Annotated in this window: 21 protein-coding genes; 12 read left to right on the forward strand and 9 right to left on the reverse strand. The window is 62.5% G+C overall.

The window, feature by feature from the left end; all coding sequences use genetic code 11:
* Positions 1–62: 62 nt before the first annotated feature.
* Positions 63–620 (forward strand): hypothetical protein, encoded by a 558-nt coding sequence (locus H145_RS0107955; RefSeq protein WP_026351353.1) that lies wholly within the window; start codon positions 63–65, stop codon positions 618–620.
* Here the strand turns inward: H145_RS0107955 and H145_RS0107960 are convergent.
* Positions 617–1,543: an SDR family oxidoreductase gene (locus H145_RS0107960; protein WP_019947612.1), complete on the reverse strand. Its 927-nt coding sequence runs from the start codon at positions 1,541–1,543 to the stop codon at positions 617–619. The genes H145_RS0107955 and H145_RS0107960 overlap by 4 nt on opposite strands.
* A 157-nt stretch (positions 1,544–1,700) precedes the next feature.
* Positions 1,701–2,342, reverse strand: a complete 642-nt coding sequence (locus H145_RS0107965; RefSeq protein WP_019947613.1) for a peptidylprolyl isomerase — start codon at positions 2,340–2,342, stop codon at positions 1,701–1,703.
* Positions 2,343–2,486: 144 nt separating this feature from the next.
* On the opposite strand from H145_RS0107965, the gene H145_RS0107970 reads away from it, so the two are divergent.
* Complete coding sequence (locus tag H145_RS0107970) at positions 2,487–3,107, forward strand: DUF2238 domain-containing protein (protein WP_019947614.1); 621 nt, start codon at positions 2,487–2,489, stop codon at positions 3,105–3,107.
* Between the two features lie 187 nt (positions 3,108–3,294).
* Here H145_RS0107970 and hemC read toward each other — a convergent pair whose 3' ends face one another.
* The 4 genes from hemC to H145_RS0107995 form a co-directional block, all read right to left on the reverse strand.
* The gene (gene hemC / locus H145_RS0107975; RefSeq protein ID WP_019947615.1) at positions 3,295–4,227 is read right to left on the reverse strand and encodes a hydroxymethylbilane synthase; all 933 of its coding nucleotides are present in this window, start codon (positions 4,225–4,227) and stop codon (positions 3,295–3,297) included.
* A gap of 200 nt (positions 4,228–4,427) precedes the next feature.
* Positions 4,428–5,564: a DNA polymerase III subunit gene (locus H145_RS0107980; protein ID WP_019947616.1), complete on the reverse strand. Its 1,137-nt coding sequence runs from the start codon at positions 5,562–5,564 to the stop codon at positions 4,428–4,430.
* 341 nt (positions 5,565–5,905) lie between these two features.
* Positions 5,906–7,114, reverse strand: coding sequence for a GlmU family protein (locus tag H145_RS0107990; protein WP_019947618.1), 1,209 nt, complete (start codon positions 7,112–7,114; stop codon positions 5,906–5,908).
* Between the two features lie 159 nt (positions 7,115–7,273).
* Positions 7,274–7,525 (reverse strand): type B 50S ribosomal protein L31, encoded by a 252-nt coding sequence (locus H145_RS0107995; protein WP_019947619.1) that lies wholly within the window; start codon positions 7,523–7,525, stop codon positions 7,274–7,276.
* 272 nt (positions 7,526–7,797) lie between these two features.
* Here H145_RS0107995 and H145_RS0108000 point away from each other — a divergent pair, with 272 nt between their 5' ends.
* The 5 genes from H145_RS0108000 to secDF all read left to right on the forward strand — a co-directional run bounded on the left by H145_RS0108000 (position 7,798) and on the right by secDF (position 13,392).
* Positions 7,798–8,190, forward strand: coding sequence for a hypothetical protein (locus tag H145_RS0108000; protein WP_019947620.1), 393 nt, complete (start codon positions 7,798–7,800; stop codon positions 8,188–8,190).
* A 95-nt stretch (positions 8,191–8,285) separates the two neighbouring features.
* The gene (rdgB, locus tag H145_RS0108005) at positions 8,286–8,867 is read left to right on the forward strand and encodes an RdgB/HAM1 family non-canonical purine NTP pyrophosphatase (protein ID WP_019947621.1); all 582 of its coding nucleotides are present in this window, start codon (positions 8,286–8,288) and stop codon (positions 8,865–8,867) included.
* 288 nt (positions 8,868–9,155) lie between these two features.
* On the forward strand, positions 9,156–9,794 hold the full coding sequence (locus H145_RS0108010; protein ID WP_019947622.1) for a uridine kinase family protein: 639 nt from the start codon (positions 9,156–9,158) through the stop codon (positions 9,792–9,794).
* Between the two features lie 78 nt (positions 9,795–9,872).
* Positions 9,873–10,253: a hypothetical protein gene (locus tag H145_RS0108015; protein ID WP_019947623.1), complete on the forward strand. Its 381-nt coding sequence runs from the start codon at positions 9,873–9,875 to the stop codon at positions 10,251–10,253.
* Positions 10,254–10,416: 163 nt separating this feature from the next.
* Complete coding sequence (gene secDF / locus H145_RS20470; RefSeq protein ID WP_033426022.1) at positions 10,417–13,392, forward strand: protein translocase subunit SecDF; 2,976 nt, start codon at positions 10,417–10,419, stop codon at positions 13,390–13,392.
* 228 nt (positions 13,393–13,620) lie between these two features.
* Here secDF and H145_RS0108025 read toward each other — a convergent pair whose 3' ends face one another.
* The gene (locus tag H145_RS0108025; protein ID WP_019947625.1) at positions 13,621–14,244 is read right to left on the reverse strand and encodes a NifU family protein; all 624 of its coding nucleotides are present in this window, start codon (positions 14,242–14,244) and stop codon (positions 13,621–13,623) included.
* A gap of 287 nt (positions 14,245–14,531) precedes the next feature.
* Between H145_RS0108025 and H145_RS20475 the strand changes: the two genes are divergently transcribed.
* Complete coding sequence (locus tag H145_RS20475) at positions 14,532–15,890, forward strand: HTTM domain-containing protein (RefSeq protein WP_019947626.1); 1,359 nt, start codon at positions 14,532–14,534, stop codon at positions 15,888–15,890.
* Here the strand turns inward: H145_RS20475 and aroC are convergent.
* Both aroC and H145_RS20480 read right to left on the reverse strand, forming a co-directional pair.
* Complete coding sequence (gene aroC, locus H145_RS0108035) at positions 15,887–16,963, reverse strand: chorismate synthase (protein ID WP_019947627.1); 1,077 nt, start codon at positions 16,961–16,963, stop codon at positions 15,887–15,889. The two genes, H145_RS20475 and aroC, sit on opposite strands and share 4 nt — an antisense overlap.
* 188 nt (positions 16,964–17,151) lie before the next feature.
* Complete coding sequence (locus H145_RS20480) at positions 17,152–18,633, reverse strand: BatD family protein (protein WP_019947628.1); 1,482 nt, start codon at positions 18,631–18,633, stop codon at positions 17,152–17,154.
* 366 nt (positions 18,634–18,999) lie between these two features.
* On the opposite strand from H145_RS20480, the gene H145_RS0108045 reads away from it, so the two are divergent.
* The 4 genes from H145_RS0108045 (at position 19,000) to H145_RS22685 (ending at position 22,511) form a co-directional block, all read left to right on the forward strand.
* A complete protein-coding gene (locus H145_RS0108045) occupies positions 19,000–19,734 on the forward strand; it encodes a ferritin-like domain-containing protein (RefSeq protein ID WP_019947629.1) in 735 nt (244 codons plus the stop codon).
* A gap of 30 nt (positions 19,735–19,764) precedes the next feature.
* Positions 19,765–20,580: a ferritin-like domain-containing protein gene (locus H145_RS0108050; protein WP_019947630.1), complete on the forward strand. Its 816-nt coding sequence runs from the start codon at positions 19,765–19,767 to the stop codon at positions 20,578–20,580.
* A gap of 262 nt (positions 20,581–20,842) precedes the next feature.
* A complete protein-coding gene (locus tag H145_RS20485) occupies positions 20,843–21,574 on the forward strand; it encodes a ferritin-like domain-containing protein (RefSeq protein WP_019947631.1) in 732 nt (243 codons plus the stop codon).
* Positions 21,575–21,593: 19 nt separating this feature from the next.
* The gene (locus H145_RS22685; protein ID WP_019947632.1) at positions 21,594–22,511 is read left to right on the forward strand and encodes a ferritin-like domain-containing protein; all 918 of its coding nucleotides are present in this window, start codon (positions 21,594–21,596) and stop codon (positions 22,509–22,511) included.
* Positions 22,512–22,728 lie beyond the last annotated feature (217 nt).

Consider the following 22,728-nt stretch of genomic DNA (forward strand, 5'->3'; position numbering starts at 1 on the left):
GGCGCGCTGCCGTGCCCGCCGCCGGTTGCGTGGTGCCTCTTCTGCTGACTTTGCTTCTTCTTATGAAAACCCTGTACCTGGCGCTGCTGAACTTGGCCGGCCTGCTACTGCTAACTTCCACGGCAGTCCGCGCCCAGGAAACTGCCCCGGCCCTGCGCGAACAGGCCACCACTGCCACGCGCACGCTGGCCGCCTTTATTTCGCTCGATGATGCCCGCCAACTGCCGGTGCGCCGGCTGGTGCAGCTGCGCCTGAGCCAGGAGGCCGAAGCCCGCGCCCAGTACGCCGACGACCCCGCTATGCTCAGCAATAAGCTAACGGCCATCGGGCGCGAGTACACCGCGCAGCTCGGCGCTATCCTCAGCCCCACCCAGCTCGAACGCCTGCTAACTGCCGCCCCCAACGCGCTGCCCGCCACCGTAGCGGCCGTACCACTGCCCGCCGCGCCCGCGCCAGTAACCGCGCCGGCTCCTGCGCCGGCGTCCGCACCAGTCAAAGCCCCGCCGGCTCCCCGGCCGGCCACTGCTACAGCCGCCGCCCGGCCGGCCGCCGCTAAACCTCGCCCTAAAACCCCGGTACGCCGGCCGGTGCCCGCTCCTGCCGGTTCCGTTCGGCACTAGGCCCCCGACGCGGCCTGATGAGCCTGATCGGCCTGCGTGGCTACCAGGGCAATGCCCTCGGCCAGCGAGTGGGGCCGGTAGCCCAGCTCGCGCACTGCTTTATCAATTATGAACCCCGTGCGCAACGGGCGGAGGGCAGGCTGCGAAAACGTGGCCGCATCAACCCGACTGATAAGGCTGGCATCGAGCTGAAAATACGCGGCCACCTGCAGCGCCAGCTGGTAGGGCGTGCACAGCTCGGCTCCGCTGATGTGGTAGACGCCAGTGGCGTTGTGGCGGGCCGCCAGCCAGCAACCGTGGGCCAGGTCTTCGGCCAGCGTGGGCGTGCGCAGCTGGTCGTCGACTACGTTTATCGGCTTGCCGGCCCGCAGTGCGTCGCGCACCCACAGCACCAGATTGGTGCGGCCGTAGTCGTGGACCACGCCGTACACGAGCACGGTGCGCACAATGGCCCAGGAGCCGCGGCTTTGGCGCACCAACTGCTCGGCGGCCAGCTTGCTTTCCCCGTAGAAATTCACCGGCCCCGGCACGGCGTCCTCGGCCAGCGGGCCCGTTTCGCCACTGAAAATGAAGTCGGTGCTCAGGTGAATCAGGTGCACCTGCTGCTGCTCGCAGGCGGCTACCAGGTGGGCCACGGCCGTTACGTTCTGATTCCAGCAGTCGGTGGGGTGCAGCGCGCACTCGTCCACGTTGGTCAGGGCGGCCGTGTGGATGAGATGGGTGGGCTTTTCGGTTTCGATAACCTGCGCCACCTGGGCCGCGTCGGTTACATCGAGCGGCACGAACCTAACCTGCGGATACAAGCCGGCCAGCTTGTTGGTCCCGCGCGAGGTAGCCACCAGCGCCACGCCCGGCTGCCGGCTCAGCAAAGCCACCAATTTCTGCCCCAGCAGGCCATTAGAGCCGGTAATCAGGATTTTCATGGGTGAGTATTGAGAAATGAGTATTGGGTATTGAGATGGAACGTCATTCAGAGCGCAGCGAAGAATCTCGCGTGCTGACGTTGTGTTGCCATTTCAACGTCAGCACGCGAGATTCTTCGCTGCGCTCTGAATGACGTTCCATCTCAATACTCACTTCTCAATACTGATACCCGTACAGTTCCGTGATTTTCTTCTTCTTCAGCTTCTCCACTTTCATCGTCATTTTGATGTCGGTGAGGGGGCGGTTGGCGGGGCCGGTGGGCTGCTGGGCAATCTTGTCCACCACGTCCTGGCCGCTGATAACCTGGCCGAACACGGTGTACTGGCCGTTGAGGTGGGGCGTGCCTTTGGGGTTTTGCACGATGTAGAACTGCGAGGCGCTGCTACGCCGCTCGGGGTTCACGAAATCGGCGGTGCGGGCGGCGGCCACGGCCCCGCGCGCATGGGTCAGCTCGGGGCGGATTTCGGCCGGCAGCGTCTGCTCGTTGGCCGGGCCCTGGCCGTCGTTGCTGGGGTCGGCGTCCTTCGAGTTCGGGTCGCCGCCCTGCACCATGAAGTTGAGGATGACGCGGTGAAAGGTGGTGCCATTGTAGAAGCCGCTGCGGGCCAGCTTCAGGAAGTTGGCCCGGTGCACCGGCGTCAGCTCGGAAAGCACCAGCCGGATGTCGCCCAGCGAGGTGCTGATGGTGACGAGCTCATCTTTTTTGCTTTTACGGGGCTTTTTGGCCGCCTGCACGGCCGGAATGGCCAGCGTCAGTACCAGAACCAGCAGCAGGGCGCGGCGAAAGAAATTTGTCATGCGAAATAAGCGGGCGAAGTGTTCAACGGCGAACCGCAGGCCGAATTTACGCAGTTTCTTCGCGAAGCGGCGCCAAAACCCGGGGCCGGTTGCTACGCCGCGTTTGCGTAGGTTACCGCATCTTTCCGCTTTTCCCGTTTCGCTATGCGCGCTGCTGCGGCTCCGGCCCGTCCTTTCCACTGGTTTCCGGTTCTACTGCTGGCCGCCTACCTCATCGAGTTTGTGGCCCTGGGCCTGCACCCCGCCGACCGCGCCACCTGGTGGGCCGAAAACGTGCCCATTATGCTAATTGTGGCCTTACTGACGGTGCTGTACTTGCGGGGTGTGCGCTTCTCCAACCTCGCCTACGCCCTGATGAGCGTGCTGATTTTCCTGCACACCGTGGGCGGGCATTACACCTTCGAGAAGGTGCCCTTCGATTGGTTCAATAACCTGTTCGGCTTCGAGCGCAACATGTTCGACCGGGTGGCGCACTTTTCGGTCGGTTTCTACGCCTACGCCCTCATCGAATACACCGATTCGCGCCAACTCATCAACAGCCGCGCCATCAGCTACCTCTACCCGCTGTGCGTTATCGGCACGGTGGCCATGAGCTATGAGCTGATTGAGTGGGTGTACGCCGAGCTGGCCGGCGGCGACAGTGGCGCAGCCTTCCTGGGCAGCCAGGGCGACATCTGGGATGCCCAAAAAGACATGCTGGCCGACACCAGCGGGGCCATTTTCGCGCTGGCGTTGTACGCGCTGTTCGGGCGGCGGAGCAAGTAAGGGGTAGCAAAGTAAAAAAACTGTCATTCTGAGCATGCTGCGCTTAGAGCAGGGACGAAGAATCTCGCGTGCCATACTAACCCTGTCGTCAGGAGTTACTGTGGCACGCGAGATTCTTCGTCCCTGCTCTAAGCGCAGCATGCTCAGAATGACAGGTATTTCATCCCCTTCTCATCCCATCACCAGCTTACTTACCGCTGCGGATTTCCTCCAGAATTTCGCGGCCGCCGCGGGCCAGGATGCTTTCGGCGATGGTGTTGCCGAGCTGGGCAGCGTCGGCCACAGAAGCGGTTTGGGTTTCTTCGAGCAGCTGGCTGCCGTCGAGGCTGATGAGGCCGGCGTGCAGCTGCACCGTCTGGCCGTCGGGGCTCAGGGTGGCCAGCGCAAAGCTGGGAATGCTGCAGCCGCCTTCCATGGTGCGCAGGTAAGCGCGCTCGGCCCGCAGGCAGTCATGGGTTGCGGGGTGGTCGAGCAGGCGGTGCAACTCGGCCTTCAGCACGGGCTCCAGGTCGCGGGCGCACTCCACGGCCACACTGCCCTGGCCGGTAGCGGGCACGTAGCGGGTTTCGGGCAGCACGTGCCGGATCAGGCCGTCGTACTCCATGCGGTGCACGCCGGCAAAGGCCAGCACGAGGCCGTGGTAGTGGCCTTCTTCAAGCTTGCGCAGGCGGGTTTGCAGGTTGCCGCGCACGTCGGCGGTGGTAGCGTGGGGCATAAAGCGGCGCAGCATGGCCCGGCGGCGGGTGCTGCTGGTGCCCAGCACCAGGTCGGGCCGGTTCAGGTCGAGGTCGGCGTCGAAGCTGAGCACCACGTCGTTCACCTTTTCGCGCTCCATGAAGGCCAGCAGCTCCAAATCGTCGGGAATGGTGCTCTGCACATCTTTGGCGCTGTGCACGGCCACGTCGATGTGGCCAGTGCGCAGGCCCTCTTCCAGCTCCTCGGTAAACACGCCCTTCGAGCCGATTTTATCCAGCGAGCGGTCCAGCACGATGTCGCCCTTGGTGGTGATGATAACGATTTCAGGCTCCAGGCCGGCGGCCGTCAGCCGGTCGGCTACGTGGTGGGCCTGCCACAGCGCCAGCTTGCTGCCCCGGGTGCCGATGCGGATATGCTTTTTCACTAGGAAGTAACGTCAGAAAACAAGAAACTCGGACCCGAAACCGCTCCGGTAGGCCCATGCTTCCGGCAAAGATAGCCCCTCCCCGCGGGCAGCCCTGCCTATACTGGTTTTAACACTTGCTATATCAAATTAGCAAAATGTATTTTTGCCGTTTCCAGCTCTTGGAGGCCGATAATTCGCTCCCGCCGGCCTGGCTGGATCTACGGCCGCAGCAGCTCGGCCAGGCGCAGCGAGGCATCCACGAACACCATGCGCGGGTTGGCGTTGCGCTCGATGTGGTAGTGCGCCTCGTTGATTTCCTGGGTCAGGGCGTCGGCGTTGCGCGGCGTCACGAAGGGGCTGAAGCTTTTGATGAAGCCCTGCTCCTGGGCCGGCAGGTGCGGCACCAGCTGCGGGTCGAGGCCGAAGAGCAGCACCTTGCGCAGCAGCGCCAGCGCGTACTGGAAGAACTCCTTCTGGTTTTCGCGGCCCAGCTTCTGAAATTCGTCGCTCTTGCTGAGCATATCGGCCACTTTGTTGCCGTAGCAGGTGCGCATCCAGCCCACAAACAGCTCGTAGTAGTCGGGGCCGACATCGGCGCCGGCCACGCTGGCGGCCAGCGCCGCGCCCACGTTGCCATCGGTGAGTTGGGCCAGCTGCCGGGCTTTGGCTTCGGGCACGTGGTGGGCGGCGTGCAGCCACTCAGTTAATTCTTCTTCGGAAGGAGCGCGCACCACCACTGGCTGCACCCGGCTGATGATAGTGGGCAGCAACTGCTCGGGCGCGAAGCTCACCAGCAGAAATACGGTGGCGGGCGGCGGCTCCTCCAGCAGCTTGAGCACGGCGTTGGCCGCCGCCGGATGCATCAGCTCGGGCAGCCAGATGACCACCACTTTAAACCGCGCCTCAAATGCCTTCAGGGTTACCAGCCGCAGCAGCTGCACGCTTTCGTCCTTGGAAATGCTGCCCTGCTTGTTCTCGGCCCCGATGTGCTGCATCCAGTCGTTGAGGCCCTGGTACGGGTTCTGAAGTACGAACTCGCGCCACTCGGCCCCGAACTTGCTGCTCGTGGCGTCCTTGGCCACCGCTTTGGTGGTCGTGACGGGCACGATGAAGTTGAGGTCGGGGTGGATGAGCCGGTCGATTTTCTGGCAGCTCGGACAGCTGCCGCACGAGTCGTCGGCTTCGGGCGGGCGGTTTTCGCAGTTCAGAAACGCTGCGTAGGCCAGCGCCAGCGCCAGCGCCGCCGAACCCTCGGCCCCGCGAAACAGCTGGGCGTGGGCTACGTGATTGCGCCGCACGCCGCCCAGCAGCAGCTGCTTTACCTGCTCAAGCCCCGGAATAGCCGAAAAACGCATCTAGCGAGACAGAAACTGAATTAAAAAATGGAAACCCATCTGTGCAAGTACAGTCAAAAAAAGCAAGCCTATACTTCCCAGAATCTTTTTTATAGGACTCAGGTCTTTGTGCAGAAATTTATATAGGACTATTATACCCGTCACGCCAAAAATTGCAGCAGTAACTCCACCTTCAATAGCAACAGCGAAACCGGACAGAATAAGCACCGTTTCCACCGAAATTACAAAGCCTAGAACAAGCTTATCGTACCACTTTAGGTATGCACTCATAAGTGACCATGTCTGGTTTCATTCAGCTCTATATCACCACCAGTTTGCCGTTGTGCTGCTTTCCCGCTCACTTACTCCGCCTTTTCCCACACTCGGTCTTTGGCCGTGGCCTCGTACACGTGGCGCATGATTTCCTGCTCGGCTTCGTCGTAGGCGAGGTGGCGGCGGCTCATCACACGCTCGGCTACTTCGCCCGCTTTGGCCAGCCGGAAGGTTTCGAAGCCCGCCGGGCCGCCCCAGGCGAAGCTCGGAATGAAGGCCCGCGGGAAGCCCGCCCCGAAGATGTTGGCCGCCACGCCCACCACCGTGCCCGTGTTGAACATCGTGTTGATGCCGCACTTGCTATGGTCGCCCATGGTCAGGCCGCAGAAGGTTTGGCCCGTGTTCACGAACCGGCCGGCCGCGTGGCTCCAGATTTTTACGGGCGCGTAGTTGTTTTTCAGGTTGCTCGTGTTGGTGTCGGCCCCGATGTTGCACCACTGGCCGATGAGCGAGTTGCCCAAATAGCCCTCGTGGCCTTTATTCGAGTAGCCCATGATGATGCTGTTGGCCACCTCGCCCCCCACCCGGCAGTGCGGGCCGATGGTATTGTCGCCGCGCAGTTTGGCGCCGGTGTTGATGTGGGTGCCCTCGCAGACGGCCAGCGGGCCTTTCAGGATAGCGCCTTCGTGCACTTCCACGTTGCGGCCCAGGTAAATCGGGCCGCTTTCGGCGTTGAGGATGGACGCCCGGATTTTCACGCCCGGCTCAATGAAGATATTTTCCGGCGCGTACACGATGGTATGCGGGTCGCCGACCGGGGCCGACTCGCGGCCGGCCGTCAGCAGGTCGAAGTCGAGGCGGATTTCGGCGCCGTTGCGCAGAAACAGGTGCCACAGCTCGCCGATAACGGTTACGGGCTCGGCTACTTCGTGCGTATTCTGGAAGCCTTCCTGAATCAGCTCGGCCACCTTGGTAGCGTCGGCCAGGTGGGCGGCCACCAGCAGCTCGCCATCGAACAGGGCGCTGCCGGGCGCCAGGGCCTGCACCTGCCGGGCCAGCAGCTCGTCGGGGCACACAGCGCCGTTTACCACCAGGGCCGGGCCGCGGGTGTCGCCGGCCGGAAACTTGGCCTGCAGGTAGCTTTCGGTCAGGTAGCCCACCTCCTCCACCCCGAGGCGGTGCTGCCACTTTTCGGCCAGCGTAAGAATGCCGCAACGCAGCGCGGCCACGGGCCGGGTGAAGGTAAGTGGCAGCAGCCGGGGCCGGATGGCCGGGTCATCGAAGAGCAGAACGCGCATGGGAATTTTAGCTTCAAGCTACAAGCCGCAAGCTACAAGCTGAGGCGGTAAAGTAGACGTAGGTAGTACTATAATTAAACAGAAACTCCCGTTGGCAAGCTTGCCAACGGGAGTTTCAAATAACATCAGCTTGTCGCTTGAAGCTTGCGGCTTGTAGCTCTACTGAGCCTTCTTGCTGTAACGGTTGCGGAATTTCTCCACGCGGCCGGCGGTGTCGATGAACACGTTTTTGCCGGTGTAGAAGGGGTGCGAAGCCGAGCTAACTTCCACCTTGATAACGGGATAAGTCTTGCCGTCTTCCATGGTGATGGTCTCGTTGGAGGTCATCGTGGAGCGGGTCACGAACTTGAAGTCGCTGGAAGTGTCCTGGAATACCACTTCGCGATACTCGGGATGAATTTCTTTTTTCATGGTCGTAGGGCCGTTTGTACCTGAGTGCCTGCCGATTTTGCGGAAGGGACTGCAAAAGTACACGTTAGGTTCGGATTTTAAAAACGCCCGGCGTTTTTTCCTCTTTCCCACCAGGCGCCGGGCCCAACAGTCGGGCTATAAGTTGTGGCTGAATGCTTTACCGGCGCCGTGCGCCAACGCCTTCCTCGCTAATTGCGCCCGGGCCGGCTGCCGGGCCTTTGCCCGAATCCGATTATACTTGCAATTCCTTTCGCTCTATCTATTTCTACGCTATGAATCGCTTACTTCCGCTACTGGCGCTGCTACTGCTGTTTTCGGGGCTGGCGTCGGGCTCCGTGCTGCTGCTTTTCCGCACCCAGGCGCTGCCGGGCGGCGTGCAGCTCGAATGGGCCGCCGCCAACGAGCCTAACGTCATCCGCTACGGCGTCGACCGGCAGGACGGCCCCGCCGACGACTTCGACCACCTGACCAGCCTGACGGCCGGCGCCCAGCCCCGCTACGCCTACTTCGACCGCAACGCCCGCCCGGTAACGGCCACCGGCGACGCCGTAACCTACCGCCTGACGGTGCATACGGCCGCGGGCACCCGCTCCTACCTCAGCTCGCCCGCTTCCAGCGACGTGCTGGGCCGCTCCTGGGACCTTATTAAACAAATGTTCCGCTGAGTTCCAGCCAACCCCGAAATCCGGCCCGGCGCCGGATTTTTTATGCCCGTACTTTGCGCCCGGTTCCTTCTTCAACCCTGCTACGCCGCCCTGCTATGCGCCTCTGCTTCGCCTCCAACAATGAACATAAGCTGGATGAAATCCGGCCGCTGCTGCCCGCTTCGGTGCAGCTGCTGAGTTTGGCCGACATCGGCTGCACCGAAGAGCTGCCCGAAACCCAGGACACGCTCGAAGGCAATGCCCGCCAGAAGGCCCAGTACGTGTGGGACCATTTCGGCGTGGCCTGCTTTGCTGATGACACCGGCCTCGAAGTAATGGCCCTGGGCGGGGCGCCCGGCGTGTATTCGGCCCGCTACGCCGGCCCCCAGCGCCGGGCCGAAGACAACGTGGCCAAGCTGCTGCACGAGCTGCACGAGCACTCCGACCGCACGGCCCGGTTCCGGACGGTGGTGGCCCTGGTGCTGCCCGACGGCGCGGTGCACGAGTTTGCCGGGGCCGTGGAAGGCCGCATCAGCGAGGCGCAGCACGGCGCGGGCGGCTTCGGCTACGACCCCGTGTTTGTGCCTACTGAGGGCGACGGCCGCACGTTTTCCGAGATGCCGCTGGCCGAAAAGAACGGCCTCAGCCACCGCAGCCGCGCCGTAGCCGGGCTGGTGGCATTTCTAAATCAGAAGTGAGAAGTGAGAAGTGAGAAGTGAGAAACGGTACGGGAGACAGGCACTAAAAGAACTGTCATTCTGAGCGGAGCGAAGAATCTCGCGTGCCACGGTAAATCCTAATGTCAGGATTACCGTGGCACGCGAGATTCTTCGCTCCGCTCAGAATGACAGTTCTATCAGAATGACATCCTTTCGTTCGGCCTGACGGCCTTTTTCCCACTTCGTCGCCCTTTCTTCTTACTTCTAACCCTGCTTCTCACTACTTTTGCAGGGTTGGCCCTGCCGGTACGGGCCCCGAATTCCCCTATGCAACAACCTTTCATCGTTGGTATCACGGGCGGCAGCGCCTCGGGCAAAACCACGTTTCTGCGCCGGCTGCTGGCCTCGTTTCCCGAAGAGGATATCTGCCTGATTTCGCAGGACAACTACTACCACCCGCGCGAAAACCAGCTCGTCGATGCCCAGGGCGTCACCAATTTCGACCTGCCCACTTCCATCGACTCGACGGCCTACGCCGCCGATGTGCTGCGCATCAGCCAGGGCAAGGAAGTGCGCCGGCCCGAGTACACCTTTAATAACCCCAACGTGGTGGCCGCCGAGCTGGTGTTCCGGCCCGCGCCCATTGTGGTGGTGGAGGGCATTTTCGTGTTCTACTTTGAAGCCGTGGCCCGGCTGCTCGACCTGAAGGTGTTCATTGATGCCCAGGAGCACGTGAAGCTGCAGCGCCGCATTGTGCGCGACCGGGACGAGCGGGGCTACGACCTCGAGGACGTGCTCTACCGCTACACCCACCACGTGGCGCCCACCTACGAAAAGTACATCAAGCCTTTCCAGCAGGACGCCGACCTGATTATTCCCAACAACCACCGCTTCGACAAGGGCCTCGAGGTGCTGGTGGCCTACCTGCGCGGCAAAGTGGCCGCCAGCCGCGAGGCCGCCCAGTAGGTTTTTGATGCCGGTTGCGGCCGGGGCATTGCGGCGGCAGGGTCAAAAAGCTATATTTGTAGTTCTTACGTTTGTTCCGTGCTGCTGCTCACCGCCTTTTTACCGCGTCTGCGCCTGGCCTTCCTCACCCTGACGGTGCTGATGGTGCTGGGCCTCAACCACCAGTCGGTGGCGACGCTGCGGGTGCTGCCGGCCGCTGAAGCGCCCGCCCGCGCGGCCGTATCGGGCCACACGGCCGTGGTGAAGCAGCGCGTGAGCCTGGAGGCGACGCCCGTTTTTGTAGCCGAAATACCCGCCGCGGCCGATGCCTGGCTGCCGGTTCCGCCCCTGCGGCTGCCCGCGCCGCCCCAATGGCCGGCGGTAGCCCGCACCCCAACGCCGCACCCGCTCCGGAGTGCGGCAAAAGGCACTTTCCGCAACCGGCTGCTGCGCGTGGCCCTCTCGCCCCAGGCCCCTTAGTGGCAACTGGGTCGGCAGCTTGCTTTTCGCGCTTTCTGCCCGCCCAACTCTCCAGCTAGCCAGCGCCCGCCATTCTAGCAGGTACGGTGCCGGTTTTCCCCTTTGCTTTTCCCGAACAGTAGCTACCAGCCAACGGCTGCTGGCTAACAGCTCAAACTACTACATGCGTAATAAAGGACTCATCATCACGCTGACAGTTATTCTGTCGGCGTTGTGCATTTACTTTCTCTCGCTGACGCTCATTTCGCGGAGCGTGCAGCGCGATGCCGAGCGCTACGCCACGCGCGGCGGCCAGATCGTGGAAAAACAGCGCCAGCACTACCTCGATTCGGTGTGGCGCGCGCCCGTGTTCGGGCCGCTTACTTATAAGGAGGTGCGGCAGTCGGAGCTGGGCCTGGGCCTGGACCTGAACGGCGGCATGCACCTGACGCTGGAAGTGTCGCCGGTGGAAATTGTGCGCGCCATGAGCGGCAAGAGCAAGGACGCCAACTTCAACAAGGCCATGACGCAGGCCGAGGCCCTGCAGCGCACCAACCCGGGCACGCCTTTCACTACGCTGTTTGCCCAGTCGTTCCGCTCGGTAGCGCCCAACGATAAGCTGGCGCGCATTTTTGCCAACACCATCAACAAGGGCGCTATCGACATCAACTCGTCGGACGACAAGGTTATCGGCGAAATCAACAAGCAGATTGAGGAGGCCATCGACCGCTCGTTCGATATTCTGCGCACTCGTATCGACAAGTTCGGCACCAGCCAGCCCAGCATTCAGCGGGTAAAAGGCACCGGCCGCATTCAGATTGAGCTGCCCGGCGTGGATAACCCCGACCGCGTGCGCAAGCTCGTGCAGGGCCAGGCCAAGCTGGAGTTCTGGGAAGTATGGCGCCAGGATGAATTTGCGCCCTACCTCAACCAGCTCAACCAGGTGCTGAGCGCCAAAGAAGCTGCCGCCGCGCCGGCCGCCGCTGCTGCCACCACCGCCGGCACTGCTCCTACCGCTGCTGCTGCCGGCGACACCTCGGCCCTGGCCCGCCAGCTGGCCCAGAAAAACACCGCCGCCGCTAAAACCGACACCGCGGCCCTGGCCCAGAAAAATGTGTTGGGCAGCCTGTTCACGATGCCCGGCACGCTGGGTGCCAACATCCGCGACACGGCCCGCGTGAATGCTGTGCTGCACAGCGCCGACACCCGCGCCGTGCTGCCCTCCAACCTGACGCTGATGTGGGGCGTGAAGCCCGACGTGATTGACGGCCAGGAGTACCTGCAGCTCTACGCCATCCGCAAGAGCCGCGACATGGAAGCGCCCATCGGCGGCGAAGTTATTTCGGATGCCCGCGGCGACTTCAGCCAGCAGGGCGGCGGCGCCGAGGTGTCGATGCAGATGAACTCGAACGGCGCCCGCAAGTGGCAGCGCCTGACGGCCGCCAACATCGGCCGCCAGGTAGCCATCGTGCTCGACGACTACGTGTATTCGGCCCCCGTGGTGCAGGCCGAAATTGCCGGTGGCAACTCCAGCATTTCGGGCAATTTCACCATCGAGGAAGCCCAGGACCTGGCCAGCGTGCTGAAAGCCGGTAAGCTGCCCGCTCCTACCCGCATTGTGGAAGAAGCCGTGGTAGGCCCCTCGCTGGGCCAGGAAGCCACCAACCAGGGCCTGTACTCCACGCTCGGCGGCCTGCTGATTATCATGGCCTTTATGGCGGCTTACTACGGCCGCGCCGGCATCGTGGCCGACGCCGTGCTGCTGTTCAACCTGTTCCTGATTATGGGCATTCTGGCCCAGTTCAGCTTCGCCCTCACGCTGCCCGGCATTGCCGGTCTGCTGCTCGTAATTGCGGCTTCGGTAGACGCCAACGTGCTTATTTTCGAGCGAATCCGCGAGGAAATGGACCACGGCCTGCAGCCCAAGGACGCCATCAACAAAGGCTACTCGCGGGCTTTCTCCGCCATCTTCGACGCCAACGTCACCACGCTGATTATTGCCACCATCCTGTTCATTTTCGGTACGGGTCCGGTGCAAAACTTCGCCATCACGCTGCTGATTGGCGTGTTCACCTCGTTCCTGTCGGCCGTGTACATTTCGCGCCTGATTATCGAGTGGATGGTGAAAGGAAAGGAAACCACTTCGCTGACCTTCAGCACGTTCCTGTCGCGCAACCTGTTCAAAAACGTCAACTTCGACATTATGGGCAAGCGCAAGCTGGCCTACCTCTTCTCGACCGTTTTCATTCTGATTGGTTTCGGGCTGATGTACGTGCAGGGCGGCCCCAACCTGGGCGTCGACTTCCGCGGCGGCCGGGCTTACGTTGTGAGCTTCGATAAGGCCGTAGTGGCTTCCGATGCCCGCGACATGCTCACCAAGGACTACTTTGCCGGCACTGGCACCGAGGCCAAAACCTTTGGCGCCAGCAACCGCCTGCGCATCACGACCGGCTACCTGGCCGACGACGAGAGCGTAGCGGCCGACGACAAAGTGAAAACGGCGCTGCTTACCGGCCTCAACGCCAAATACGGCGCCCTGAATCCCAAAATCGAGAGCACCGCGAAAGTGGGCGCCACCATTGCCGACGACATCAAGCGGACGTCGGTGCTGAGTCTGGGCCTCACGCTGCTGGCCATTTTCGTGTACGTGCTCTTCCGGTTCGAGAAGTGGCAGTACTCGATGGCGGCGGTAGTGGCTTTGTTCCACGATGCGCTCATCGTTATTGCGTCGTTCCCGATTGCGCGGGCCTTCGGCCTCAACTACGAGATGGACCAGGTATTCGTGGCCGCCATCCTGACGACCATCGGCTTCTCGATGAACGACACCATCGTTATCTACGACCGAATCAGGGAATATCTGCAGGAAAACAAGCACCTCTCGTTCAATCAGGTGGTAAACCCGGCCCTGAACAGCACGTTCTCGCGCACCATGATTACGTTCACCACCGTGTTCCTGGTAATGCTGGTGCTCTACATCTTCGGGGGCGAAACGCTGCGCTCGTTCTCCTTCGCCATGCTGCTCGGTGTGGTGTTCGGCACCTACTCGTCGCTATTCATTGCCGCCGGCCTGATTGTCGACACCTACGGCCGCAAGGACAAGACCCCGCTGGGCGACACCGGCGAAGTTGGAGTTCCCAAACTGAGCACCTCGCACACCTGATCACAGATGTTGCAGATGGTTGGATAGCGCAGATTCGTTCTGTAAGCTTCTGATCTACCAAAGAAAGAGCCCGGCCGGTTGGTCGGGCTCTTTCTTTGGTAGATGGTGGAGTGCCGATTTCTCGTCCTCAGTAAAACAGAAAGAGCCCGACCAACCGGCCGGGCTCTTTGTATCTTAGGTGGGTTGACGCCTACATCTGCGGCATCCACTCATCTGCAACATCTGTGATTAGATGGTGATGCCTTCGGCTACCACGCTCTGCACCTCGGGCACCATGCGCTTGAGCAGGTTTTCGATGCCCGACTTGAGCGTAACGGTGGCCGAGGGGCAGCCCGAGCACGAGCCCTGCAGGTTCACGGTCACGATGCCCTCATGGTAGCTTTTGAAGGTGATATTGCCGCCGTCCTGCTCCACGGCGGGGCGCACGTAGTTATCGAGCAGGTCGATGATTTTCTGGCTGGTAGCCTGGTCGGCCTCCGAGGCGTTGGCGGGCGCGGCCGATGCCTGCGCCTGCTGCTCGGCGGCGGGGTCGACGGTGAAAATGGGGCCGTTGGCCTCGATGTACGACTTAAGGAAGGTGCGCAGCTCCGGAATCAGCTGGGCCCACTGGTGGTCGGTGCTCTTGGTGATGGTAACGAAGTTCTGGGCGATGAATACGCGGCCCACATAATCGAAATTGAACAGCTCCTGGGCCAGCGGCGAGTTAACGGCGGCTTCCAGGGTCGGGTAATCCACGCTCACCCCATCAGCCAAAAGCTGGGCGTTGAGCACGAATTTCATGGATTCGGGGTTGGGCGAGGCCTCGGCGTAAATGGAAACCGGGCCGGCGGGGGCAGTGAGTTGTTCAGCCATGTTTGAAAGACTTGGTGACAAGCGGAGAGAAAACGGGCCGTTCTGGTCGGCCTCAATACCATAAAACCGCGCGGGGCGGCAATAGTTGCAAAGGTAGCTTCTTTGCTTAAGCTACAAGCTTTAAGCCGCAAGCTACAAGCTGATGTTGAACGTCAGCCTGCTGATGCCGCGGTAAGCACGACGCGGGCGGCGTAATGGCCAAGCCGCAAGCTATAAGCGGATGTTGAACGTCAGCTTGTAGCTTGCAGCCTGAAGCTTGTAGCCCCAGTGCCCCAGTAGCCCCAATTATGTCCCGCCTGACTGCCGCCCTGTTTCGCCCCGTTGACATTGCCTGGCTGGTGTATTTCCGGCTGGGCGTGGGCTTTTTGCTGGCCCTGGAGCACGGCGGGGCCATTCTGCTGGGGCGGGTGCGCAACTACACCGAGCCGCAATTCCACTTTCGCTACCTGGGCTGGGAGTGGCTGCCGCACCCGCCACCGGCCGGCATTTACGCTATCTACGCGCTGGTAATGGTGGCCGGACTGGCCGTAGCCGCCGGCTGGCACTACCGCGCGGCGGCGGCCACGCTCAGCCTGAGCTACGGGGCCCTGCTGCTGCTCGAAGAAACCGAGTACATCAACCACTTCTACCTCTACGCGCTGGTAGCGGCCGTGCTGGCGGTGCTGCCCGCCCACCGCGCCGCCTCGGCCGACGTGCGCGCCGGCCGCGTGGCCCCCGCCGCCACTACCCCGGCCTGGACGCGGCTGGTGCTACTGTTTCAGATGGGGCTGGTGTACGCGCTGGCCGCGCTGGCCAAGCTCAACCCCGACTGGCTGGCGGCGCGCCCGCTCACGGTGTGGCTGGGCGCCAAGGCCCATTATCCGCTTATCGGGCCGCTACTGAGCCAGCCCACTGCGGCCTGGTTGCTGAGCTACGGCGGCATTGCCTTCGATGCGCTGGTGGTGCCGTTGCTGCTGTGGCGCCGCAGCCGGCCCTGGGCGTTTGGGGTGGCCGTGCTGTTTCACCTGACCAATGTGGTAGTGTTCGGGCTGGGTACGTTTCCGTGGTTTTCCATCCTGCTCACCAGCCTGTTTTTCGCGCCCGATTTCCCGCGCCGGCTGCCGGGCTTCGTGGGCCGCTGGTTCCGGGCGCGGGTGCCGCTGGCTACCGAGGCCGCGCAAAGTGCGCCAACAATTGCGCCGCGCCGGACCCGCTGGGTGCTGGCCGGCCTGGGTTTGTTCGTGGCGGTGCAGGTGCTGGTGCCGCTGCGCCACTTCCTGTATCCTTCCGATGTGCACTGGACCGAGGAGGGCCACCGTTTCAGCTGGCACCTGATGCTGCGCAGCAAAACCGGCACGGCCGCGTTCCGGGTGCACCTGCCCGACGGCACCCAGGAGCTGATATGGCCAAGCAGCTACCTCACGCCCAACCAGGCCCACAAGCTCACGGCCAGCCCCGATTTACTGCTGCAGTTCGCCCACCTGCTGGCCGACGACTACCGGCGCCGGGGCCTGCCGCCGGTGGCCATCTACTGCGAATCGAGCGTCAGCCTCAACGGCCACCCACCCCAGCCGCTCGTCAGCCCCACGCTCAACCTGCTGACGGTGCACCGCACGCTGGGCCCGGCGCCCTGGGTGCTGCCCGGCCCGGTGGCCGACGCGCGCTAAATCCGGTTGGCGCGCGCCCGCAGCAGTAAATCGGCCAGTACGAGGCTGGTCATGGCATCCACGATGGGCACGGCGCGGGGCAGCACGCAGGGGTCGTGGCGGCCGCGGCCGGCCAGCGTAACGGCCGCGCCCTGGTCGTTGATGGTGCTTTGGGGCTGCAGAATGGTCGCCACGGGCTTGAAGGCGACCCGGAAATACACATCCTGCCCGTTGCTGATGCCGCCCTGCACGCCGCCCGAGTGGTTGGTGCGGGTGCGCACGCGGCCGGTTTCGTCGGTATAGAACTCGTCGTTGTGCTCGGAGCCGAACAGCAGCGTGCCGGCAAAGCCCGAGCCGTACTCGAAGCCCTTCACGGCGTTGATGCCCAGCATGGCCCGGCCCAGCTCGGCGTGCAGCTTATCGAATACCGGCTCGCCGAGGCCCGCCGGCAGGCCCCGCACCACACCCGTTACCAGCCCGCCCACCGTGTCGTGCCGGTCGCGGGTCTGGCGGATAAGCTCGGCCATACGCGCGGCCGTTTCGGGGTGCGGGCATCGCACGGGGTTGGTGTCAATTAACCCCAAATCCAGCGCCTCGTAGCTCACCGGCACGGCCACGGCCCCCACCTGCGACACGTAACTATCCACCTGAATAGCGTGCTGGTTGAGCAGCTGCTGGGCCACGGCACCGGCGGCTACGCGGGCGGCCGTTTCGCGGGCCGAGCTGCGGCCGCCGCCCCGGAAGTCGCGCCGGCCGTACTTCTGGTCGTAGGTGTAGTCGGCGTGCGAGGGGCGGTAGGCGTGCTCGATGTGCGAGTAGTCGTGGCTGTGCTGGTCCTGGTTGCGAATGTAGAGGCTGATGGGCGTGCCGGTGGTTTCACCCCGGAAGATGCCCGACTGCACCTCCACCCGGTCGGCCTCGGAGCGCGGCGTCGTCAGGTCCGACTGCCCCGGCCGCCGCCGGTCCAGCGCCGCCTGAATCTGCGCGTCGCTCACGGCCAGCCCCGCCGGGCACCCATCAATCACCACCCCAATCCCCGGCCCATGCGACTCGCCAAACGTGGTAATGCGAAACAGGCGGCCGAACGTGTTCATACGGTGATTTGGTGAGGTGGTGATTTGGCGAATGAGTGGGCGAAGGTAAGAACGTCATTCCGACGAAGGAGGAATCTCGCGTGCAATGGTAACGTCAGGTCTACTACTTCAGCAAGCGAGATTCCTCCTTCGTCGGAATGACGTTCTCTTTTTCATTCACCAAATCACCACGTCGCCAAATCACCAAATCACCGCCTCGCTCGCCACCAGCCCCAGAGCGCGAAAACCAGCAGGGCGGCCAGAAACAGGTTGGCGTAGCGGCGCACGTCGCGGTAGATGCCGCGGGGCTGGGGCGTGCTGTCGGCGGCCGCCAGGGCCTGACGGTAGAACGGGTCGGTGGGCACGGGGCGCAGGGTGTTGGCCGTGCGCTCGGGTCCCCGCACCACGGGCCGCAGCTTCGGCCGCAGCGTGTCGTAGCGGGCGGTACTGGGGTTGAAGACGATGAGCTGAAACAGCGTATCGAGGCGCACGGGGCCGGGCTGCCGGGCTACCAGCCGGAAGCGGAAGCTCTTGCGCCCCCCCACCCGGCCGTTCTGACGCGTGAGCGTCTGCTGCACTTCGGGGCCGTAGAGTTCGAGCCCGACCGGCGGCACGGGCGCGGCCAGATTCACGGTGGCCAGGTTGCCCTCGCCTTCGAGCCCGAAGGTGTAGGCAAACGTGCGGCCGGTTTGGAAGCGGGTGCGGTCGAGAAACTCCTTCAGCTCGTAGTTGCCCACCGGCACCTGGTCGCGGCGCGGGTGGGGCGGCAGCGGCACCACGGGCACCGCCAGCGGAGCCGAGCGGTAGGTTTTGTAGCCTTCGAGGCGGTTGTCGAGGCCCTCGGCGGGCTTCTTGGCCACCTTGTACTTGCGCATCTTCAGCTCGACGGCCGGAAAGGCCAGCGGCGCGGCATTGAGCGGATACAGTTCGGCTTCCCAGAGGCGGTAGCGCAGAAATGGCTTGCCGCCCACCGTCACGTTTTCGGGCACCACTTCCTGCTCGTCGAAGCTTTCCTCCCACACCGTGCGCTGGCGCAACTGCCGGATGATGCCCGGCAATTGGCCCGCGAAATCGTAGAAATCGAGCACGGCCTGGTCTTCGGGCCGCAGGTAGAAATACAGCGCCACGTGCAGGCCCTCGCCTACAAACACCCGCGGCTTATCGGTGGCCACGGTCAGAAAGGCCTGATCCTGGGGCTCCACGTAGTCCTGGGGTTTGGGCTTGCCGAAAAGCTGGTCGAGCAGGCCCAGGCCCTGCAGCGGCGCGGTGCCGCCGGGCGCGGGCGGCGCGGCGGCCTGCTGCGGCCCCACCGTCAGCGTGGCCCCTGCCGACTCCAGCGTCAGCCCATTCACTTTCATGCTGAAGGGCTTGATTTCAAACTCGCCCTCAGCAAAAGCGGCGTAGCGCTGCGTGATGGTCAGCTCGGTGAACTGCTGGCCGCCCACGATGCGCGTGGTGGTGGTGCTCGACTTGCCGCTTTTCTTGAAGCCCTCCAGATCGGGGAAGGCCGAGTAGCGCTCCAGCGGGGCGCCGCGCAGCCGGAAGCTGATGGTGTAGTATTCGTTGAGCGGAATCGCGCTCGGGCCCAGTTCAATATCAGCGGCAGCGGCAGTGGGTGGGCTTGGCTGCGCACGGGCCCCGGGGGCCGCCAGCAGCAGTATCCAGCAAAACAAAACCAATACTACGCGCATGGGGCCCAACTTCAGCGGGTGGGTTTCAAAGCTACGAAAAACTGGTTTGGGCCGCTTTTTCGGCTCTGCAGCTGGTGGCGCACAAATTAGGTTGTTGGTCTGAGCCTGCTTGTTGGGCACCCTAAATTAGATTCATCTAAAAATTAAGTGTAACTCCAAATAAAAAAAGTTATATTCTATTTATCAGTGGGTTATGATTCATATTATACATAATTCGGGCATTTATCAATCCACTGCTGAGTTGGCGCCGTAACTCAACGCAACAAATACCCTCCAGCTTACCAGGATGGAAGTTATTGGTTTTCAAATTACTGCCTGATGGCGGGCAGACCCTTATTGCCTTTTTTCACCCAAACTTATTTCCCAATGTCCAACATCAAGCAAAATGCCAGCGAAGAGGCGGAATTCGCCAAGCCGCTGTACACGCCCATCAAGCGGCGCTCGTTCTTCATGTACGCCGGCGCCACGGCCGGTGCCACGGCCCTGCTGCTCTCGGGCTGCGACGACGACGAAAACACCAATGTGGTGCCCAACGACGGCACCATCAGCCTGGGCTCGGGCGACGTGGGCGTGCTCAACTACGCTTACGCCCTGGAGCAGCTCGAAGCCGCGTTCTACGCCCAGGTAAAGGCTACCCCAGCTATTGATTTTGCGGACGTGGAGAAGAATTACTTTAATCAGGTAGCGGCCCACGAAGCCATTCACCGCGACTTTTTCAAGGCTGCCATCACCCGCGATGCGCCCAACCAGATTATCCCAACCCTGACGGCGGCTGACTTGAACTTCAGTTCCATTGATTTCACCAAGCGCGCTTCGGTGCTGGGTGCTGCCAAGGCCTTCGAGGACCTGGGCGTAGCCGCCTACAACGGTGCCGGCAAGTACATCAAGAAGGCGGATTACCTGGTAATTGCCGGCAAAATTGTATCGGTGGAAGCCCGCCACGCCGCTTATGTGCGCGACCTGATTTCCAACGGCTCGTTTGCCAATGAGGAAGTAGTTGATTCTATGGGCTTGGACAAGGCCATGGAGCCGGTCGAAGTTATCACGGCTGCTTCGGGCTACCTCAAAGTGAAGCTCGACGCTTCGAAAGTCGGCAAGTAATTCCTCCCTTCCTTTTAACGAGACTTCATCATGAACATACTTCGCATTATCGAACAACTGTCGGAAGTAGACGCCGACGTACTGGGCCGCTTCGACTCGCGCCGGGCCGTATTCAAGAGCCTTGGCAACACTGCTCAGAAAGGTGCCCTGGCTGCCGCCCCGGTTTTCGTGGCTTCGCTGTTCTCGAAAGCCTACGGCCAGACTACCGGCACCGGTGTTATTGAAGTTCTGAACTACGCCCTGACGCTGGAACTGCTGGAGCAGGACTTCTACAAGAAGATGAAAGATGCCGGCAAAGTACCCGCCGGTGCTCCGGCCGGTGCCATCGACACCATCTACAAGCACGAAACGGCGCACGTAAAGCTTCTTACCGACACCATCACGGCCCTCAAAGGCACGCCGGTAACGGGCAAGAAGTTCAAGGCGTCGGCTTTCCCGGCTGACTATACCACGCAGCTGGTAGTAGCCCAGGCGCTGGAAGACACCGGAGTACGGGCCTACAAAGGCCAGGCTGGCGCCCTGATGGGGCAGGTGGCCGGTACTACCAGCCTGTTGCAGGTAGCCCTCCAGATTCACTCAGTAGAAGCCCGCCACGCCGCCCACATCCGCACCATGCGCATGCAGACGCCCTGGATTCCGGCCGCCGACTCGAATCTGCCGGCTCCGCTGGGTCCGGTGTACACCGGCGAAACCTCGCCCCGCGAAGACAACACTGTACAATCGAAAGTCGATATCACCAAGCTTGGCTCGGGATACTCGGCCAACGACGCTGCGGCTTCGTTTGACGAAGTCCTGACCATGGCTGAGGTGCTCGACACTAAGCGCGCTGGTGGCTTGGTAGAATAAATTGCGCCAAGCCTTTTGGCTTGCTTTTGAAACAGGCTGCTCCGTAAAGGGCAGCCTGTTTTGTTGGGTCTGCCCCCCGCAGCCTATTCGGAGCGGTTTGCCGGTTAATGCAGGTTGGTTGCAACTATACGGGCCGGCTACGCAACCTTTCGGCCGGTATTGGTATCGTGGCAACAGAGCATCCCGGTTCAAAGAAGTACCTTTGCCCGCCGGGAGCTGGCAGCCTGCGTTGGGTTGCCGCTTTTCGGGTTTATTTTCGCGTATGGCTGATTTGGCAGACACTTCATTTTCGGGCCGGGCCCTGCGCCGCCGCACTTTCTTGCGGGTAGCCGGCGCTACGGCCGCTTCTTCGGCACTGGTTCTGGCCGGTTGCAACGATAAAAAGGAGGACAACCCTACCCCGACCCCAGAGGTTACCACCGGCACGCTGACGTTCAAGGGCGACGACACGGGCATCTTCAACCTGACCTACCTGCTGGCCCAGATTCAGGCCGACTTCTACCAGAAGCTGGTGACCACGCCCCCCGCCGACTTCACCGCCGCCGACAAGGAGGCCTTCGTGGATATGCGCGACCACGCGGTTATTTACCGCGAGTTCTACAAATCGGTGCTGTCGACCAATGCCTACGATAGCAACCTGACGAAGGCGTTGGAATTCAACTTCACCCCCTACACCCTCACCACGCGCAAAGGTGTGTATGAGGCGGCCAGCAAGCTGGAAGACCTTGGTGTGGGCGCCTACAACGGGCTGGGCCGGCGGCTGCGCAACCTCAGCTACCTGCGCCTGCTACTTAAAATTGCCTCGGTGAAGGCCCGCCACGCCGCCTTTGTGCGCGACCAGGCCGAGCCCAACTCCTTCGCCGGCCCCGATGTAGTTGCCATCACCGGCTCCCAGGCCAGCCTCGACACGGTGAAGACGCCCGTGGAGGTAGCTACGCTGCTTTCTCCGCTGGTACCGGCAGTGCTGGTGGCCGACAACCTGATGCTGCTTTAAGCCCCGCTTTTCCTTTCTCATGGACTTTCTGAACCTGCTGGCCCGGTTGGCCGACCTCGATTCGACTGCTGCTGCGCCCCAACCGGCTGGCGCGCGCCGCGCTGCCCTGGGCCGGCTGGGCCAGGCCGGCACCGCGCTGCTGCCGGGCCTGCTGCTCGGCGCCCTCAGCCAGCCCGCCACCGCCGGCACCCTCGATACCCGTACCCGCCTCGATGTGCTGCTGCTGGTACGCCAACTGGCCGCCCTCGGCAACGAGCTGCACTCGCGGGCCCTGGGCCTCGTGCCCGGCTACACCGCCCTGCCCCTCACGGCCGCCGAAAAAACCGGCATCCAGGTGATTCGGGAGCAGGAGGTGCAACGCGTGGCCCTAGTTTCGCAGCTGATTACCGACGGCGGGGCCACGCTGCCCGCCGCCCCGCGCTACGATTTTACGGGCAGCCAGAACGGCGCCCGCGCCGCCCTCTACCCCGACATCCAAACCAACCCCGACACCTACCTGCTGGTGGCCCAGGTGCTGAAGGATGCGGCCGTGCGGGTGTATAAAACCCAGGTGGAGTTTGTGCGCGCTGATATCTACCTGAGCGAGCTGCTGCTACGCAGCCACACGGTGGAAGCCCGCCACGCCTCGCACCTGCGCACCCTGCGGCGGCAACGCGGCGCCACGGTAAAAAGCTGGATTAGCCCCGACGATGCGCCCGTAGGCACGACGGGCACGGCCGTGGCCCGCGTTTATGCGGGCGAGTCGAACAGCGTCCAGGCCTACAGCGCGGCCGATAACGGGGCGTTGACTTCGGTGCCCTTCAACTCCACGCTGCCCATCAACGTAGCCACGCCGCCGCTCAGCCCCGAAGCCATTCTGCGCAAAGTGGCCGAGGCGTTCGACGAGCCCGCCAACGCCGTAGTGGCCACCGACGTGGCGGCGCTGTTTACCTACTAGTTCCGGCCTGGTAGCCGGGAAGCACAAGCGGCCGGAGAAGCGCAATTGGCGTTTCTTCGGCCGCTTTTAGTTTTTCTGTCCCAAGTCTACTCAATGCCCGGGCTTGCATCTGTCCGGCAATTTTTTGTATCTTTCAAGAACGCAGCGTACTTGCTTCGGCCCATGTTCAGCCTTTTTTTGTGGCGACCGTAAAAGGGGCAGTTTAGCTGCACAAACT

It is taken from the genome of Hymenobacter aerophilus DSM 13606 (assembly GCF_000382225.1).
GTDB lineage: Bacteria > Bacteroidota > Bacteroidia > Cytophagales > Hymenobacteraceae > Hymenobacter > Hymenobacter aerophilus.